Here is a 16856-nt window from a genome sequence, read left to right as displayed (position 1 = left end):
GGCCCTGCCGGCCGGACAGGCACCGGTCGCCGCGCGACGCCCGATCCTCGACGCGCCCGGCCGGCACGGTGGCGACGCCTAGTCCAGGGCGTCCGTTGAAGGAGTCGGATGAGTCGGATGAGTCGGGTGAAAGGTGTCCCTTGGATCAGTTGGGTGAGAGGCGTCCTTTGGATGAAGGGCGCCGCGCTGACGCAGGTAGGCGGCGAGTTCGGTCGCGCCGGTCAGCATTGAGAGGCCGCGTGCGGACAGCCGGCTGCGCCAGTCGCCCAGGACGGACTCCAGGGGTGCCAGGCCTCCGGCTGTCCGCACCTGTGCGAGCAGCGGGGAGATCTGCTCCAGCAGATACCCTCCGCGCCTGAGCTGGTGGGCCAGCCGGGCGTCCCGCACGTCGGCAGGGGTGTAGACGCGGTAACCGGTCTGCGGGTCCCGCTGCGGACGGATCAATCCGGCCCGCTCCCATTTGCGGAGGGTCGCCGGCCGGATCCCCAGTTTCCGGGCCAGCGGCCCGATGAACGTGACGCCGGACGGGGGAGGGCCGGGCGTTCCTGACTGCGCCAGGTCCCGGAGCGCCTTTTCCACGGCCGAGAGCGTCCGGCGGTCCTCGAGAAGCTGGACATGGCTTCCATCGATCAACTCCAGGGCGTCCTCGACCGCGCCCTGGTTCACCGCCTGCATGATCGACGTTGCCGTCTGGTGCCCGTGGGCCGGCACCAGGGCGGCGAACGCGCGAAGGGCCTGCGCGTGGAGAGGGGTGTAGGCCCGATAGCCGTGGGGTGTGCGGTCCGCCGGCGGGAGGATGCCGGCTTCTTCGTAGTTCCGCACCGCCTGCGTCGACAGACCGTGCTCACGCGCCAGGTCGACCGGCCGGAGTCGCCCACCGGGCATGGGACCGCCTTACGGTGTTGAAGGTCATGGCCACATAGGCCCAGTGAAAACGGATAAAAGTTTACACCTTCGGTTCAAGGATACGGTCGAGAGTGCTGCCAGTTCCATCGGAGCGAACAGGGGCCGTTATGGCCGCCGACTCATCGATCCAGGGCGCCGCCACGGATCCTCCGGGCGCGAGATAATCTGGCATGGTGGGCGTCACCACCGGTAGCTACACGTTGGGGCCTGAGTCCGGCAGGCTCCTCGTCAACACGGGCCGCGCCGGGCTGGGCGCGAAGGCCGGCCATGATCTCACCATCGAGGTCACCCGCTGGCATGGCGAGGCCACAGTCGACACCACTGACCCGGCCGGCTCCTCGGTGACCGTCGAGATCGACGCCGAGTCGCTCGAAGTCCGGGAAGGGACCGGCGGCGTCAAGCCACTCACGGGCTCCGACCGCCGGGAGATCGAGAAAATCCTCCGAGAGAAGATCCTTCACACCGGACGTAACCCAATGATCACATTCCGGTCGACCCGGGTCGCCGGAACCGCCGAGGCGTTCCGCGTCGAAGGCGACCTCACCATCGTCGGCGTCACACAGCCCGTCGAGATACAGGGCTCGCTGGCCGGGAGCCACGCACAGGGCTCGGTGACCATCGCGCAGACCCGGTGGGGGATCCGGCCCTACTCGGCGTTGTTCGGCGCGCTCAGAGTCAGTGACGGAGTCGAGGTGCGGTTCGACGCCGGCCTCACCCCGAAGCCGTGACTCCGACCACGCGGGGTTCCGGTCCGTGGGCGCTCCGAAAAGGCGCGGACCGTCGGAGGGGGCCCCTGACCATGCGGGTTCCGGTCCGTGGATGCTCCCGAAAGTGCGGATCATTGGAGGGCGCCCCTGATCACGTAGGGTTCCGGTCCGTGGACGCTCCCGAAAAGCACGGACCGCGGCGATTCGAGGGCGGTCGTTCCTCGCCTTCCATCGCTCGCCACGACACCCGGATCGGCATTGAGGGACCGGTGCGGACCGCGACCCGCTGGCCGCTACCAGATCTCTCAGCTCCGTAGGAACCTCGACCAGGTTTCTCGGCTCCGTAGGAATCTCGACCGGATCTCTCGGCTCTGCGGGAACGAGTGATCCGGCCCCGTGGCTCCCAGCGTGGACTCCGGGTTTCGCGGCGTGCGCAGACCGGGCCGGGCCAGCCGCTGAACCATGCTTGAGCAGCATGGTTATTCATTCCGGTATCGATCTCGCCCTCCTGTCGATATTAGACACGACCCGGATCGACCTGGTCTGCTCTCACCGTTCGCCGAGAGCAAGGAGTCCCCCATGTCGCACCGCCGTACCCCCACTCGCCCGCTGCGTCCCCGGGTGGAGCCGGCCGCCGCCGTCCGGACCGTGCTCGCGTGAATTCTCCCGGGCGGTCCGTGGTGTGCCGTCGCCCAGTAGGCGGGCCGTCCGATCGGCGAGTGATCGTGGTGGTCGTGGGGGTGCAGCTCGCCATCTCGCTCGGATTCTTCGCGGTGATGGCGCATCTGGTGGCCTACCTGCGGCACGACCTCGGCATGCTCGCCGGGACCATCACCCTGGTGCTCGGTGCGCGCATCGCGGTCCAGTACGCGCTGTTCCTGCCGGTGGGCGCGGTGACCGACCTGATCGGCGCGACGAGGGCGGGGGTGCTGGCCTGCACGCTACGCGCGGCGGGATTCGTGCTGCTCGGGACCGCGGACGAGCTCGCCGGGCTGCTCGGTGCCGCCGTGCTGCTGGGGCTGGGCGGTGCGCTGTTCCATCCCACCGCCCAGTCCCTGCTGGCCGGGCTGGCGCCGGCTCGCCGCTCCCGCGGGTTCGCGGCCTACACGATCGCCGGGCAGGTGGCCGCGGTGGCCGGTCCGCCTGTGGGGCTGCTCCTGCTGACCGCCGGGTTCTGGGTGCTGTCGGCCGCGGCGGCGGCCGCGTGGGCGATCGCCGCCGTGCTGTTCACCCTGCTGGGGGAGGAGCGCCGTACCGCTCCCCGCGCGGACCCGCATCTCCGCACGGGGCGCTGGGCCGGTGCCCGGCACGGCACACGGACGGTCGCCGAAGGAGTGGCGGCGGTGCTCCGCGATCGGAGGTTCGTGCGCTTCGCCGTGGTCGCCGCGCCCAGCACGTTGCTCGCCGACCAGATCGTAACCGTCGTCCCGCTCAAGGACGTCGGAGCGGGCGCGACGACCTTGTTCTTCTCGGTGGTGGCCATGGTCGCGACGGCGGTTCAGCCGTGGTGCGCGACGGGCGGACGGGGGGAACGCCCGTGGGTGCTGCGGAGCGGACTGCTCTGCGCGGGGGCCGGCTACCTGGTGCTGCTCGTGACGCCGTCGGGAGGCGGCGACGGGCAGACGGCCGGACTGCTGGCGGCCGCCGTACTCAACGGGCTGGCCAAGGGGCTCATGCAGCCGGCGCTGTTCCAGACCGTCGCGCGGTGCGCGCCGGTCGATCGATTCGGGGCCTATCTGGGTGTGCTCAGCTTCCTGTCCGGCGTGTCCGCCTTCCTGGGAGGGCTCGCCGTAGGCCGGCTCCTCGACGCCGGGGGCTGTGGACCGGCGGTGGCGCTGGCCGCCCTGGGCCTGGTCGCGGTGCTGTCCGCCGCGGCCTGCGGTCCGCTCGACCTCCGGCGCGCCGGGAGCGGAGCCGGATGACGGCGGAGCCGGACCTCCGCGCCGTACCCGCCGGCGCTCCCCCGTGACGCCCTGCCCACTGGCGTTCCCTTTCGAGGAGGAGCGTTCCGATCGTTCCGCTGCGGTGCGAGGAGCGTTCCGATCGTCCACCGCAGGCCCTTGAGCGCTGTCGAAAGCCCTTGAGCACTGGCGAAACTCGTCCACATCGCTCCTCGACAGCCACCCCCGCCGCTACGGGCGACCGGCGGACGCTGTGGAGACTCACATGAAGCATCCGTGATCGTGATGAACCGGTCGAGGTCGCTCCCTCGCCCCCCTCGCGCCGACCTGGGCTCAACGGGTCGAACCCCGTGCCGCGGCCGACCGGAGACCCGCGACGACTCCAGGTGTCGAGGCCGGTCCCGGCGCCGGCCGTCCGGCTCCGGCACCTCGCGCACGCGGGGCCTGCTCACTCCCTGACCCGCAGCATCGCCTCGTCGTGTTGTCACATCACCTCCTTCTGTGCTAGCAATCATATTCTATGTTGACCAACACAGGAGGTCGTTTTGCGCCTCGTCACCTACGCCTCGGCTGACGGCGACCGGGTCGGCGTCATCGACGGCGACCTGATCCACGCGTTGCCCCGAGGCGCGACCCTGATCGAACTGCTCGGCCCCTCGCTGCGGCAGACCGTGCGGGCGAGCGCCGCCCCCCATCCGCTCGCCGCCAGGCCCGACCCCACCGCGAAGCCCCGCCGGCCCCGGGTCAACCCGGCCAAGCCCGCCCTGCCGTACACGAAGGGGCTGCACCAGATCGCCGACGGCGTCTGGGCGTGGCTGCTGCCCGACGGCGGGTACGGCAGGAGCAACGCCGGCCTCGTCGCGGGCGAGGGCGCCTCCCTGCTGGTCGACACGCTCTACGATCTGCCGCTCACCGCCGAGATGCTGTCCGGCATGGAGCCGATCACCGATCGGCACCCGATCGGTCACGCCGTGCTCACCCACGCCAACGGCGACCACACCCACGGCGGCCAACTGCTCGCCGACTCGGTGCGCGTGGTCGCCGCCGAGGGGACGGCGCACGAGATGCACACCGAGATGGCGCCGGAGCTGACCACGGCCCTGCAGATCATGGACCTCGGGCCCACGCTCACCCCGTACCTGCGCGAGCGCTTCAGGCCCTTCGACTTCGGCGGCATCCGCCTGCGCACGCCCGACCAGACCTTCGACCGACGGCTCACCCTCGACGTGGGCGGGCGGGAGGTGCGTCTGCTCAACCTCGGGCCCGCCCACACCGAGGCTGACACGGTGGTGCACGTACCCGACGCCGGCGTGCTCTTCGCCGGTGACCTGCTGTTCATCGGCGGCACGCCGATCGTATGGAGCGGGCCCATCGCCAACTGGATCGCCGCCTGCGACACGATGCTCGCCCTCGACACCCCGATTGTGGTGCCGGGTCACGGCCCGGTGACGGACCCCGACGGGATCCGCGCCGTGCGCGGGTATCTCAGCCACGTCGTCGAGCAGGCCGACGCCGCCCACGCCAAGGGCATGGACTTCCAGGAGGCCGCGTTCGGGATCGATCTGGCCGAGTACGGCGGCTGGCTGGACGCCGAACGGGTCGTGGTCAACGTCTACCGGCGCTACCGCGAGATCCACCCCGACCAACCGGCACTCGACCGGTTCGCCCTGTTCGGCCTGATGGCCGAATGGGACAGCCGGCGGCAGCCGTGAGCCCCGGAACCCGCGGGCCGTACGGTCTCCCGCGGGGGCGGGACCGATCCCTGACGGCCCAGGTCCACCGGACCAGCCGTCGCCGGTGTGCTCGGGTTTGACTCCCGCTCCACGTACTTCTCTGAACTGAACGCTCCACGTACTCCTCTGAGCCTGAACTGAAGAGGTCCACTGATGAGAATCCCGAACACCGCGCACACCTCCCGGCCCTGGCGGATCCATGAGCTCGCGCCCGATTTCCGGGTTGAGGACGTGTGGGCGCTGCCGACGCCTGGCGGTCCTGACGACCTCCCGCGGCTGGTGCGGCAGATGAGCTCCGGCGAGGGGCGCTTCTCCGGGGCCACCCGCGCGCTGTTCGCGCTCCGCTGGAAGCTCGGGGCGCTGCTCGGCTGGGACGGGCCCGGCTCCGGCATCGGCGCGCGGGTGCGGACGCTGCGCGACCGGTTGCCGGCGGATCTCCGCGACGCTCCCCCCGGACCGGACTTCCGCGCGGTCCCGTTCAGCTCGGTCTACCTGACCGACGACGAGTGGGCGGCGGAGATGGCCAACCGGACCGTGCACACGGTGATGCACATCGGCTGGGTCCCGGACGGGGCCGGTGGCCACCGCGGCCAGATGGCCGTGCTGGTGAAGCCGAACGGCCTGTTCGGAAAGGCCTACATGGCCGCGATCAGGCCCTTCCGGCACCTGATCGTGGACCCGGCACTGGTCCGAAAGATCGGATACGGCTGGCGGATGTGGGTCGGCGAGCAGGGGGCGGGATGACCGGATCCACCGGGTCCACCGGATTCATCGGGTACCGGGTTCATCGGATCCACCGCGCCCGGGACGCTGACCACTGAGCGCCGGGCCGACCGCCACCTCTACCCGTGACGGCGGGCGGAAGACGCCGTGACCGGCCACACCCGGAGCCGGTCCGGCCCGGACTCTCGCCGACGATCCGATATCCGATATGCGACACACCGTCGAGAAACGCCAAGGAGCGCATCATGAAGGTAGGCATGCTGGCAAGCCACTATCCGCACGCCTCTCACCGCGAGGAGTTCATCTCACGCGTCCACCAGGTCGCCGAGGTCTTCCGGGGGACAGCGGGATGCCTTTCAGCCGACTGCTGGGTGTCGGCCGACGCGGTGATTTCCATCGTGCAATGGGAGTCCGAGGACGCATTCGCCGCGTCGCTCGCCGCCGTACAGGCGGCAGGACTGGACCTCGCCTATGACGAGCGCGAATCACGCCCTCGCGAGATTCTCCGGCTCGTGGCGGCCTGACCCCGGGCCCTCGCCCCGCCCACTCCGCCTACCCCGACCACTTCGACGCACGGCCGCGACAGCTCTCGCACGTCTGCAGCCGTCCGCCACGGTAACCCGCTCGCCCGAACGGCCCGACGGCCCAATGGGCGAGCGGGTTCAACTGGCGGCAGAGCGCATGTGCGGCTGCGGGGCGCCGCACTGCCGCCGGTCCCCGCCGGCATCTCCAAGCCGGTCGGATCGCCGGCCTCGCCCGACCCGGTGAACGGCGACGGGTGCCCAGGTTGTCCCACACCACCACGATCGGCCCGCCGAGCCGCTGGTGGGCGGCGTCGAACAACGCCGCGCAGCCGTCCCGGTAAAGCTTTTGAGTTCGTCCCTGCGGCTCCGGTGGGTGAGGGTACGGTAAAGCCAGCCGCGGTGGCCGACCTGCCTTGGTCGCGACTGAACCGGCGATCGAGACGCGCCCGGAGCTCTTGTACGGCACGGCCACGATCGAAGGTCGCCCCGCGGCGCCCCACGTACGCCCGTGCGGCGATTACGGGTCACCGGGCGCGATCCGCTGGACGTGCTGAACGAGGAGTTCGACCGGGAGCACCCGGAGCCGGTGGCGGCGTTGAGACCTACCGCGACATGACCACCAGCCTGGGCCGACACCCCCTGGACGTCGACGTCCGCCTGATGGACGAGATGGCCGTCACGCTCGGCCGGTTTCTCTAGTAGCCGCGGCTCTCGGCCGCCTGGCGGATCTTCGCGCTGCCGTACTCCCCACGCCGCAGGCATCTCGGACACGGGCAGGGGAACCTGCCGTGGGCGTCGGGCATGTACCGCCAGCCGGTGACCCGGTTGACTCCCCGGACTCGGTGGATCTCCTTGGCCTCAATCGCCCGGGAGACGAACACCTCATACCCTCGGGCGTCCTCGCACCCGGCGATCAGGGCCGCGGCCTCGGCGCTGGGAAGCTCCTGATGAGCCCGTCCGTAGCGGCCCACGGACACGGGCTCGTCGTCGGGCAGCCGGAAGTCGACGGCGACCATCGTGCGCCGTCCGCTGCGCCGCAGCTCCCGGCCCCACTGGTGGGTGAGCTGGTAGGAGGGCAGGATCGGCAGGCAGAACACCCCGGCCGTGCCCTCGTAGCCTCGGCTGCGGGCGCGGACGCCGGCCCGCCGTATCGAGCGGACGTCATCAGCCGAGGTGAGGTGCGTGAACAGGGTCATCGGGCGCGCCCTCCGGGCGTCGTCTCCACCATGATCGGCACCTTACGGGCGCCAGCAGGGCACGGCCACAGGTTTTGGCTCTGGTGCAGAGCCCGTCGGAAGCGGCGCGGTGGCCACCGCAGCGGGTCAGCTCACCCCGCCCACGATGGCCTTGCCCTCTCGTGCCGCCGCCGCGTAGAACGGCCCGAGGTCCTCGAACCCCTCATAAGCGCTGTCTGCCGCGTCCCGGCGAACGGCGCCGAACCCCCATCCCTCGCCTGTCAGGCCTTGCGCGACGGCCGCCACCTGGCCGGGATCGAGGACGAAGGCCGGACCATAGTCGAACTCGTAGCCCTCCACGTCGTTCTCGCCGTTCTCGCCGGTCGCCGCCGCGAGCCAGGGATAGCACTTCTGCCACTGCGCGGTCTCTCGCTCGGCCTCGGCTCTGGCCTTCGCGATGGCGTTGAGGGTTCGGTAGTCATCTGCGAACATGTCGGTTTCCGGCTGGAAGCCGACGGGCGCCTGCCCGTTATCGAAGAAGATCTCACCGATCAGGTCGGGGTCCGCCTGTACGGACTCCAGCAGCTCGACATCGATCTTCGCGAGGTTCAACCACATCGACATGATCATGAATGGTAGCCGTGCCGGTCGAGGCCGAGAAGCGCCTGGCGGAGATCTGCTCCCGGTACGGTTCCGAGCGTCTGGTCAGCCGGTCGCCGACCGATTCTCGGACGCCAAACCCTCATGCGGCTGGACAGACCATGACCGCCCGACGACAACGCGCAGGTTGAAGATCAAGTTAATCGGCGCCCGCGCGGTCCGGCGGGTGATCAGGAGGCGCTGTGAAGCTCCGCGGGCACGTGTTCCTCGATGGTGTCGGTGATCCAGGAGCGGTAGTGGGTCACGTCGGTCCAGATGCCGACTCCCGGCTCACCCTCGGGGTTGGTGGAGCAGCCGGCGCCGCCGTCCATGCGATCCTCCACGTCGTCACCATCGCGCGAGGTGGCTCCGATCAGCTCCCACCGGCCGCCCACCCTGCGGATCTGCGGGCCTCCGGAGTCGCCGTTGCACGCGCTGGCCGCGCGCCCCTGGCGCTCGCCGGTGCACAGCTCGCTGCCGCGGTTGAGGGATGCGCACCGGTTGTCGGGCACGCGTACGGTGTCGAGCTCCTGCAACCGCCGGGGACCGTTCTTACAGATCGGATCGTTCCTGTCCTCGCATGCCATGCCCCAGCCGATGACGCGGCTCGGCTCGCCCACCCGGCCGGGGTCGTCGGCGATGCGGATGGGCTCGAGGTCTACCTGCCGGTCCAGCTGGACCAGCAGGATGTCGTTCTCGAACTTCCCGCTCCGGCCGGGGCCGTCGTGGCCGGGATAGGCGATGACACGCTTCACACCGGTGAGGGCTCCGCCCTTGTCGCGGTCGAGAGAGCCGACCCGCACCTGCGTCCTGCCGGGCTTCATGAGTCCCTTGCAGTGGGCGGCGGTGACGGCCCAGTCCGGGGCGATGAGGGAACCGCCGCAGTGGTGGCCGGGCAGCCCTCGCAGCCGGAAGGAGACCATGAACGAGTAGGGCTCCGTCGCAGCCCTCCCACCGATGATGGAGGGATGGCCTGCGCCCGCTGAGGCCGCCTCGTGGACGGTAGCCGCGGCGGCCGTTGTGGCGGTGGTCAGTGCGAGCCCGGTGGCCATGAGGGCGGCGAGCACCGCTGATCGTATGCCAGTTGCCCTGAACACAGATCTCCCATCAGTTGAGGGGTGCGGCTGGGGAGACACCACGAACGTTCCGCGATTCGATCACGGTTCTTGGGCGGCGAGCTCAACCGGTGGCAGCCGCACTGGCCCGGCTCACCCACCGGTCCGCACCGCGGACTTCCGATGGCGGCGAGTCGGACGATTTCACAGTGGTCGGGCCAGAAGCACCCACCGGCTCGGCACGCAGCCACCCAAGGCTACCTGCGGCCTGACGTCGATGAGCCAGGCCGACCGGGACCGAGTGCACCTCGCTGACCTGGTGCGTCATCGGCCAAAGCGTCATCGGCCAAAGTGTCGCCCGCGGTTGCCGCCGCCGAGGCTGACCGCCGGCGGGATGCCGTTCCCGCCGATGATCACAGGGTGCTTGGAGCCGGTCTCGCCTCGGTCGACCGGGCTCGGGCCGGTGTCGACCGGGCTCGGGCAGGTGTCGGCGGCGTCGGGCCGTGTCAGGACTTCTGAGGGTCTACGCCAAGTGCGTCGCAGGGCAGTGGGCGCGCCAATGACAAGATCTCGGACACGCTGGAGGAGCGACCTGTCGATCGTGCCCGGCCAGGCTCCGAGCTGTCCCGGGGCCTTCGCTGTTTTCCGGGAACGGCCTGGGGGAGCGCCTCCAAGATCGTCCCCAAGTCGTCCCGCGACCAGTGGCCTACGGCTGCATATCACGGCGCTCGGCTGCACACGATCCCCGAGAGATCGCACGCTGAGCCCCAGGCCGCCGGTGCCAAAGGGCAGGATGCGGTGGCCTCCCTGGCCTTCGCCGAATGGCCGAATCAGAAGAATTCAGGGCAAATGTGATCCCAATGTCATAAAGATCCGCCATCGTGGAGGAGTGCGGACGTGGCTCAGTGATCAAGTTAGGAAACGGCTGGGCACGTTCGGCCTGATCGCGCCATCCATCGCGCAGTGTGCCGTGGGCGCCGCGCTGGCCTGGATCGTCGCCGTTCATCTGCTCGGTCACGCCCACCCCCTCTTCGCGCCCATCTCCGTGATGATCTGCGTGGGTGTGGGGCTCGGGCAGCGGCTGCGCAGGGTGGCCGAGCTGGTGGTCGGCGTCAGTCTGGGCGTGGGCATCGGCGACCTGCTGGTGTCCTGGATCGGCTCGGGCCCCTGGCAGATGGCGCTTGTGATCGCGCTGGCCATGACCATCGCGGGACTGTTGAACAGCGGTGAGCTGTTCGTGTCGCAGGTCGGGTCGTCCGCGGTGCTGGTCGCCATGCTGGTGCCGGGCGAGGACGTCGGCGGGCTGGACCGGATGGCCGACGCGCTCACCGGCGGCGTCATCGGCATCGCCGCGGTCGCACTGCTGCCCGCCAGCCCGCTCACCATCGTGGGCAAGCATCTGTCCGGAGTGCTTGACGCCCTCTCCACCGTGCTGGAGCAGGCGGCGGAGGCGATCGAGAAGCGCGATGTGGACCTGGCCGCCGAGGCCCTGGAGTGCGGACGCAAGACCCAGACGGCGGTCGAGGAGTTCGAGGCGGCGCTGGAGAACGGCAAGGAGATCATCATGATCTCACCGCTGCGCTGGCATCACCGGGCCAGACTGACCAGGTACGAGACCGCCGCCGTACCGGTGGACCTGGCGCTGCGCAACGCGCGGGTGCTGGTCCGCCGCACGCTCGCGGCGCTGGGTGAGGCCAGCCCGCCACCGGCCGCGCTGGCCGAGTCGCTGCGCGAGGTCTCGGAGGCGGCGCTGCTGCTCCAGCTCGAACTGGGGGCCGGACGCGAACCGATGCTGGCCAGGCAGGCGTTGCTCGCCGTCGCCGCGCGGGAGCGGCCCAGAAACCTGGGCTTCTCCGCGAACGTCACCATCGCGCAGCTGCGCTCCATCGCCGTCGATCTGCTGGAGGCGACCGGCATGGACCACGACGCGGCCTCGGCCGCGCTGACCCCGCTGAACGAGCCGAGCGACGAGAGCACGCGCGGCTGAGGCCGAACAGCCCGAAGGCTCGCCGGCTCGGCGCGCTGGTCGGTGGATCTGCTGCATCCGGCCCCCGGCGTCGCCGACGAACTTGAAGAAGCGGCGGGACAGCCCCAACGCCTCCTCCCCGGAGCCCACCTCGATCAGTTCCCTGCAGCCCACCTCGATCAGTGCGGACCCGACCACCATCCCCTTCGCCTCGGCGAAGGGGCCGTCGGTCACCGTGAGCTCGCCACCCACGGACTTGAGCACGCGCTGCCTCCCAGCTCCATCCCACCGGCGGCCGGCAGCACCCCGGCCTGTGCCGGCTCCTGGACGAACCTGCCCGTCTCGATCTGGAGCGTCTCGTCCGCCTTCTGCTCGCTCACGCTCGTCACGAGAAACCGCATGCCGTACTCCCGTTCCGTTTCCGGCGGCCCTGTCCTTCCCGCGTTCCCTGTCACATCGCTTGGACGACGTGTGGGCAGAACCACGAAAGGGACCGGGAACATGACCAGCACGACGACCCGCAGCTCCGCCTCCACCCGCAGCTCCGCCTCCACCCGCACGCTGCTCACCGCCGCGGCGGCCGCCATGCCCGTCTGGACCGTGGTCGCCCTTGCACAGGCGTTCACCCGCGAGGGCTTCGACCTGGTCCGCCACCCGTTCAGCCAGCTCGCCACCGGCTCGCTCGGGTGGATCCAGATCACCAACTTCCTGATCGTCGGCTCGTTGCTCATCGCCGGTTCCTTCGGGTTCCGCAGGGCCCTGTACGGCGAGCCCGGCGGCACCTGGGTGCCGCGTCTGACGCTGGCCGCCGGCATCGGGATGATCGGAGCGGGCGTCTTCGTCATGGATCCCGCCGACGGCTTCCCCGTGGGCACGCCCGCCGGACCGCCGGCGGCGATGAGCTGGCACAGCATCATGCACATGGTGACAGGGTCGGTGACGTTCATCGCCCTCGCCGCGGCCTGCTTCGTCCTCGGCCGGTACTTCACCCGCACCGGCGCCCGCGGCATGGCCGTCGCCTCCCGCCTGGCCGGTGTGGCCCTGATCGTGGGTGACGGCTGGGCGATCACCGGCGGGCACGCCGGCTCGGTGACACTCGCCACGGGGGTCATGATCGCGATGGCCTGGGTCTCCCTGGTCGCGGCCCGCTTCCGCAAGTCCGCCTGAATCACACACCACTTCATCCCTGAGGAGAAACCCATGAGGAAGATCGTTGCCGGGCTGTTCGTCTCGCTGGACGGCGTCGTGGAGTCGCCCGAGAAGTGGCACTTCCCCTATATGAGCGAGGAGATGGGCGCAGCGGTCATGGCGACCCAGGCCGAGGCGGACACGCTCCTGCTGGGCCGGGCCACCTACGAGTCCTTCGCCGCGGTCTGGCCCCACCGGACCGGCGAGATGGCCGACCAGCTGAACAACATCCCCAAGCTGGTCGCCTCCACCACCCTGCAGAAGGCGGAGTGGAACAACTCCACTTTGATCAGCGCAAATGTGATCGACGAGCTGAGGGGGATGAAGGAGCGCCCGGGCAAGAACATCAGCATCACCGGCAGCATCACGCTGACCAGGACGCTGCTGCGTGCGGGCCTCATCGACGAGCTCCACCTGCTGGTCCACCCGATCGTGCTCGGCACCGGAACCCGGCTGTTCGACGAGAGCACCGGCTGCCTGCCGCTCAAGCTGGTCGATTCGACCACCTTCAAGACCGGTGTCCTGAACCTCCACTACCAGCCCGCCTGAGGATCCCCGGACCTCCATCACCAGAGAGCCACTGGACCTTCCGCCTGGAGCCGGCCGCCAGACAGATGGCCGCCGTCAGGCTCCACACCCCGGCCGACATCGACCCCGACCTGTTCACCACGTGGTTGCGCCTGGCCCATGACCTGGAAAGCTGACCGAGGCCCCGAGCCCCGTCCCGGAGTATCCGGGGCGGGGCTCCGCCTTGTCGGCAGCCGGAACCCGTCTCTCACCGGGGCCCTTCTGCCTGCCGCGTCCCTCGGCCGTCCCCTCCTCCTCGTCCCTCAGCCTTCTTCCTCCTCCTCCCCCCCTCGTCCTCCTCGTGCCGGCGGCCCTTGTAGCCGGGCCAGTGACTGGCCGTTGTGGTGAGATATGCCGGATGGAGCGCTTGAGGCAGTTGGTGGGCGAGATGCTGATCTACTGTTCCGTGGCCGTCCTGCTGACCGGAGGCTTCTTGGCCTTCTTCTACGTGCCCAGCGGCCAGACGGTGGCCTACAGCGGCTCCTACGAGCCCCTCCGGGGCACTCCCATGAGCGCCGCCTACAACTCGCTCCTGAACCTCAGCTTCGACGTGCGCGGGGGCCTGCTCATCCGGCGACTGCACCACACCTCCTCGGTCCTGCTCGTCCTGGGAACGATCCTCTGGGCCCTGCTCGGCCGGTTCCGATACGCCCTCGCGGCGCTGGGCCTGGGTGTGCTCACCGGACTCGCCGGCTACGGAGCCGCCGACGACCTGCTGTCCGGGACCATCCTTGGGAGACTGCCCATCCCCATGTGGTACGGCCTGCACCTGCTGATGGCGCTGGCCATGGGCGCCGTATTGGTGATCTCCTCACAGAGGGAGGCCGCCCGGCAGCCCAGAACGCCGGGCTTCATAGCGCTGAGCATCGGCCTCACCGTTCTGGTGATCTTCTACCTCTGATCGCCACCCGCCGAGCTGAGGGCGGGCTTCCGTTCGCCCGCGCCGCAGCCGGACTGGTCTCTCGTGAAGGATCCGATGGTCACCGAAGTGAGTACGGACGTCGGCCGAGGTCACCGAAACCGTGGATCCGACGGAGAAGACCCTACGGCGGCGACCGCCCCGGTTCCGTACGGCTCTCCACCCCCGCCGGCGATGCACTACCCATAGAAGGGCCGGTGACCTGGGTAAACCACCTCAAGATCGGTTCGCATACGGTTAGCGATCACTGGCCTACAACTGCGCCCAGCGGCACTCAGCTGCATGTGATCGCTACCGGGAGGCACCCTGAGCCCCAGATCAGAGGCTCAACAGCTACCGGTAGTTCGTTGAATCAAAGACGATGCCGAGTATCACCTGATTGATGACCGTTCAGGTGATTCGGGGGTGCGTGATGACCGCTCGTCTGCCAGTTCCGGTGGCGCCTGGCCCGCTGGAGGACTACGCGGCGCGTTTCGATGACGTGTTCTCCGCGCTCGGGCAGCGGCGCGGGTTTCGCGAGTACCTGGCCGGGCTGCTGCTGCCATGCGAGCGCAACAAGACGCTGACCTGCCTGGCCGAGGCCGAACCGATGGTCGGGATCAACGATCCGGCGGTGCAGCGGCTGCAGTACTTCCTGTCGGAATCGGTGTGGGACCCCGAGGCGGTCAACGACCGGCGGGTGGTCGCCACCACCGACCCGGCGACGCTGCCGGATGCGAGCACCTGGTATCTGACCATCAACCTGCCGCGCCCGCACGGCTCGGCCGCCGCCGGCTCGCCGCACCCACCGGCCGCTCTCGCGGCGATCGTGCGCCTGTACGGCCTACGCGACTGGATCGAGCAGGGCTACAAACAGGTTAAGGACGAACTGGGTTGGGCCGACTTCCAGGTTCGCTCCTCGGTGGCGATCCGCCGCCACCAGAGGCTGGTGATGGCCGTGTTCTGCTTTTGCCGGCACACCTGGCTGGCCGGTAGCCCACCCGATGGCACCGCAGATCCGGGCGATGAACCGCCACCTTCACCGGGCGAGAATCATGCCAACGGCGGGCAGACCGTCGAGAGCCGGGGAAAAAATCAGCTCCGGCAGCCGGCTCCGGCCATCTTGGCTGTCAGCGCTGCGCCACGTGTGCGGCTGGCTCACCCCCTGGATACGGCTCCAGCGCTACTGGCGTGCCTGGTCCAACGCGCCCCCGCCCCCTGAACTCCAGCGCCTACTTGCCGCCGTCGGAGCCGGACACGCACTCAACCTCTACGTCCAGATTTAACAGACCACCGGTAGGCGTGTTGCGTTCTCTACCTCGATCAACGCGGAGAAGAGGCCAACGGTCTCGCTTCCTTGGCCGGATTCGTGCAATCGGTCTCCGTTCGCTAAGAGGGCGGTGATCGTGCAGGTGATGCTCCCTCCCTAAAAAAGCTGTACATATCCCCGTATAATCGTCCGGCATCCTCAAGATCATCCGATGCGTGTCCTGCCTGGTAGGGCTGTCAAGCGGGAACCGCAAATCGAGAAGGGGTCCGCTGCATGGCGTATTGGTGGGTGAACCAGCGGCGTTCGTTTTGGCAGGAGCTAGAAGCGGGGATCCTCTGGGCACCTATCCGCAACCAGGCCGGTAGGCGCCAATCGCACTGGGAAACGATGACTGAGGTGCGTCCAGGTGACACAGTGATCCACTACGCCTCCGGAGTGACCGCTCTTAGCATCGTGACTGCCGCCGCCGTCCCCACTCGTCGCCCTCGGCAACTGCCTGAAGGCCTCTGGGGCGACGGTGGCAGACTTGTGCGAGCCGCCTACCGCGGGGCGTCACAGGTAGTTCCGCTGGACGACATTCCCGAGATGTGGCGCACCGGCCATTCATCATCAGGGCCCTTTAATCGCGATGGTGGTGTCAAGCAAGGTTATTTGTTCTCTGTCGACGATTCTTTCGCCAACCGATTCCTAGAGCGTTTTGGCGATCGTTTTCCGGATGCTCCTTTCATACTCCCTGCTGAGGCTAAGGATAGTGCCGCGGACCTACTTCGACGGCTACTTGGTCACGATCTTCAGACCATTCGTGGCCGACTAAATCGCATAATCGACGTACAGTCTTCATACGCCCTAGTCGCGACAGAACGCTCACCAAGCGGGCAACGGGTGGCAATCACTGATGTGCAGGCTGCTCTCGAGACGCTCCGCTCTGTAGGTCGCGTGGTGATCCGCCCTGAGGAGATTGGCTATCGCAGCGCCTTCATCGGAGCAGTGCTGCTCACTCTTCCGGGAGTTCAACTGATAGATGGAACACCGCCTGTTATCGCTGTGCGCCCTCTCGACGCGATTGATACGTCTACGGAGGATCAAGAGACGTTCAGCTACGATGGCGATCTGGATCGACCAGTGACTGCTGTGCAGCGTGGCGAACAAGCCGCATTACGCCGACTCTTATTTGGTTCGGAAACTACTGCAGTGTGCGCGCTCTGCGGCGAGACTTACCCTGTTCGATTCCTGGTTGCCGCACACGTGAAGATGCGAAGCCTCTGCAGTGACGAAGAGCGCCGCGACCTGGCTCACATTGCGATGCCAGCATGTCAGTTTGGTTGTGACGCCCTTTATGAAACTGGCTACATCTCCGTTGATCAGGACGGGAACGTCGCATCCACTACTGCAGAAACCAGCGGATTTCTAGCTGATCAACTGGCACGCCTAGCAGGACGACCGTGCCTTACATTCACTGAGAACAATCGTCGCTATTTTGAGTGGCATTACTCTAAGCGATTTCGTGGCTGATGCTGCTATGGACTACGTCGTCGGCGTAGAGCACCGGTAGATCGGCGGCTATGGCCTTAGGGTCCAACGGAATGCAGCGGAGAACGATGTGC

Annotated in this window: 16 protein-coding genes and 1 pseudogene; 11 read left to right on the top strand and 6 right to left on the bottom strand. The window is 68.5% G+C overall.

Annotation, left to right across the window (positions count from 1 at the left end; all coding sequences use genetic code 11):
• Positions 1-78: 78 nt before the first annotated feature.
• Positions 79-885: a TioE family transcriptional regulator gene (locus ACZ6R6_RS17870; protein ID WP_470094589.1), complete on the bottom strand. Its 807-nt coding sequence runs from the start codon at positions 883-885 to the stop codon at positions 79-81.
• A 191-nt stretch (positions 886-1076) separates the two neighbouring features.
• On the opposite strand from ACZ6R6_RS17870, the gene ACZ6R6_RS17865 reads away from it, so the two are divergent.
• From ACZ6R6_RS17865 to ACZ6R6_RS17845, 5 genes are all read left to right on the top strand, one after another.
• Positions 1077-1634: a YceI family protein gene (locus ACZ6R6_RS17865; RefSeq protein ID WP_470094587.1), complete on the top strand. Its 558-nt coding sequence runs from the start codon at positions 1077-1079 to the stop codon at positions 1632-1634.
• A gap of 698 nt (positions 1635-2332) precedes the next feature.
• On the top strand, positions 2333-3535 hold the full coding sequence (locus tag ACZ6R6_RS17860) for an MFS transporter (RefSeq protein WP_470094585.1): 1203 nt from the start codon (positions 2333-2335) through the stop codon (positions 3533-3535).
• 524 nt (positions 3536-4059) lie between these two features.
• Complete coding sequence (locus ACZ6R6_RS17855; protein WP_470094583.1) at positions 4060-5226, top strand: MBL fold metallo-hydrolase; 1167 nt, start codon at positions 4060-4062, stop codon at positions 5224-5226.
• Between the two features lie 174 nt (positions 5227-5400).
• The gene (locus ACZ6R6_RS17850; protein ID WP_470094581.1) at positions 5401-5991 is read left to right on the top strand and encodes a DUF2867 domain-containing protein; all 591 of its coding nucleotides are present in this window, start codon (positions 5401-5403) and stop codon (positions 5989-5991) included.
• A 224-nt stretch (positions 5992-6215) separates the two neighbouring features.
• On the top strand, positions 6216-6494 hold the full coding sequence (locus tag ACZ6R6_RS17845; RefSeq protein ID WP_470094579.1) for an antibiotic biosynthesis monooxygenase family protein: 279 nt from the start codon (positions 6216-6218) through the stop codon (positions 6492-6494).
• 695 nt (positions 6495-7189) lie between these two features.
• On the opposite strand, the gene ACZ6R6_RS17840 is transcribed toward ACZ6R6_RS17845, so the two are convergent.
• The 4 genes and pseudogenes from ACZ6R6_RS17840 to ACZ6R6_RS17825 form a co-directional block, all read right to left on the bottom strand.
• Positions 7190-7690 carry a hypothetical protein gene (locus ACZ6R6_RS17840; protein ID WP_470094577.1) on the bottom strand — a complete coding sequence of 167 codons (501 nt, stop codon included), beginning with the start codon at positions 7688-7690 and terminating at the stop codon, positions 7190-7192.
• A gap of 126 nt (positions 7691-7816) precedes the next feature.
• Positions 7817-8293, bottom strand: coding sequence for a hypothetical protein (locus ACZ6R6_RS17835; RefSeq protein WP_470094575.1), 477 nt, complete (start codon positions 8291-8293; stop codon positions 7817-7819).
• Between the two features lie 206 nt (positions 8294-8499).
• Positions 8500-9375 carry a S1 family peptidase gene (locus tag ACZ6R6_RS17830; RefSeq protein WP_470094573.1) on the bottom strand — a complete coding sequence of 292 codons (876 nt, stop codon included), beginning with the start codon at positions 9373-9375 and terminating at the stop codon, positions 8500-8502.
• A gap of 348 nt (positions 9376-9723) precedes the next feature.
• Positions 9724-9825 (bottom strand): annotated as a pseudogene (locus tag ACZ6R6_RS17825) (IS5/IS1182 family transposase); the annotation flags it as partial.
• A 427-nt stretch (positions 9826-10252) separates the two neighbouring features.
• On the opposite strand from ACZ6R6_RS17825, the gene ACZ6R6_RS17820 reads away from it, so the two are divergent.
• Positions 10253-11350: an FUSC family protein gene (locus ACZ6R6_RS17820; protein WP_470094571.1), complete on the top strand. Its 1098-nt coding sequence runs from the start codon at positions 10253-10255 to the stop codon at positions 11348-11350.
• Positions 11351-11559: 209 nt separating this feature from the next.
• Here ACZ6R6_RS17820 and ACZ6R6_RS17815 read toward each other — a convergent pair whose 3' ends face one another.
• Positions 11560-11730, bottom strand: a complete 171-nt coding sequence (locus tag ACZ6R6_RS17815; protein ID WP_470094570.1) for a hypothetical protein — start codon at positions 11728-11730, stop codon at positions 11560-11562.
• Positions 11731-11830: 100 nt separating this feature from the next.
• Here ACZ6R6_RS17815 and ACZ6R6_RS17810 point away from each other — a divergent pair, with 100 nt between their 5' ends.
• The 5 genes from ACZ6R6_RS17810 to ACZ6R6_RS17790 all read left to right on the top strand — a co-directional run bounded on the left by ACZ6R6_RS17810 (position 11831) and on the right by ACZ6R6_RS17790 (position 16764).
• Positions 11831-12496, top strand: coding sequence for a DUF998 domain-containing protein (locus tag ACZ6R6_RS17810; RefSeq protein ID WP_470094568.1), 666 nt, complete (start codon positions 11831-11833; stop codon positions 12494-12496).
• A gap of 33 nt (positions 12497-12529) precedes the next feature.
• Entirely contained in the window at positions 12530-13066 is a 537-nt protein-coding gene (locus ACZ6R6_RS17805) for a dihydrofolate reductase family protein (RefSeq protein ID WP_470094566.1), read from the top strand.
• Between the two features lie 376 nt (positions 13067-13442).
• The gene (locus tag ACZ6R6_RS17800) at positions 13443-13985 is read left to right on the top strand and encodes a hypothetical protein (RefSeq protein WP_470094564.1); all 543 of its coding nucleotides are present in this window, start codon (positions 13443-13445) and stop codon (positions 13983-13985) included.
• 430 nt (positions 13986-14415) lie between these two features.
• A complete protein-coding gene (locus ACZ6R6_RS17795) occupies positions 14416-15204 on the top strand; it encodes a hypothetical protein (protein ID WP_470094892.1) in 789 nt (262 codons plus the stop codon).
• A 576-nt stretch (positions 15205-15780) separates the two neighbouring features.
• On the top strand, positions 15781-16764 hold the full coding sequence (locus ACZ6R6_RS17790) for a hypothetical protein (protein ID WP_470094562.1): 984 nt from the start codon (positions 15781-15783) through the stop codon (positions 16762-16764).
• The last annotated feature ends 92 nt before the right edge of the window (positions 16765-16856 follow it).

It is taken from the genome of Streptosporangium sp. NPDC048886 (assembly GCF_055586905.1).
This window is presented reverse-complemented; position numbering and strand designations above follow the sequence as displayed.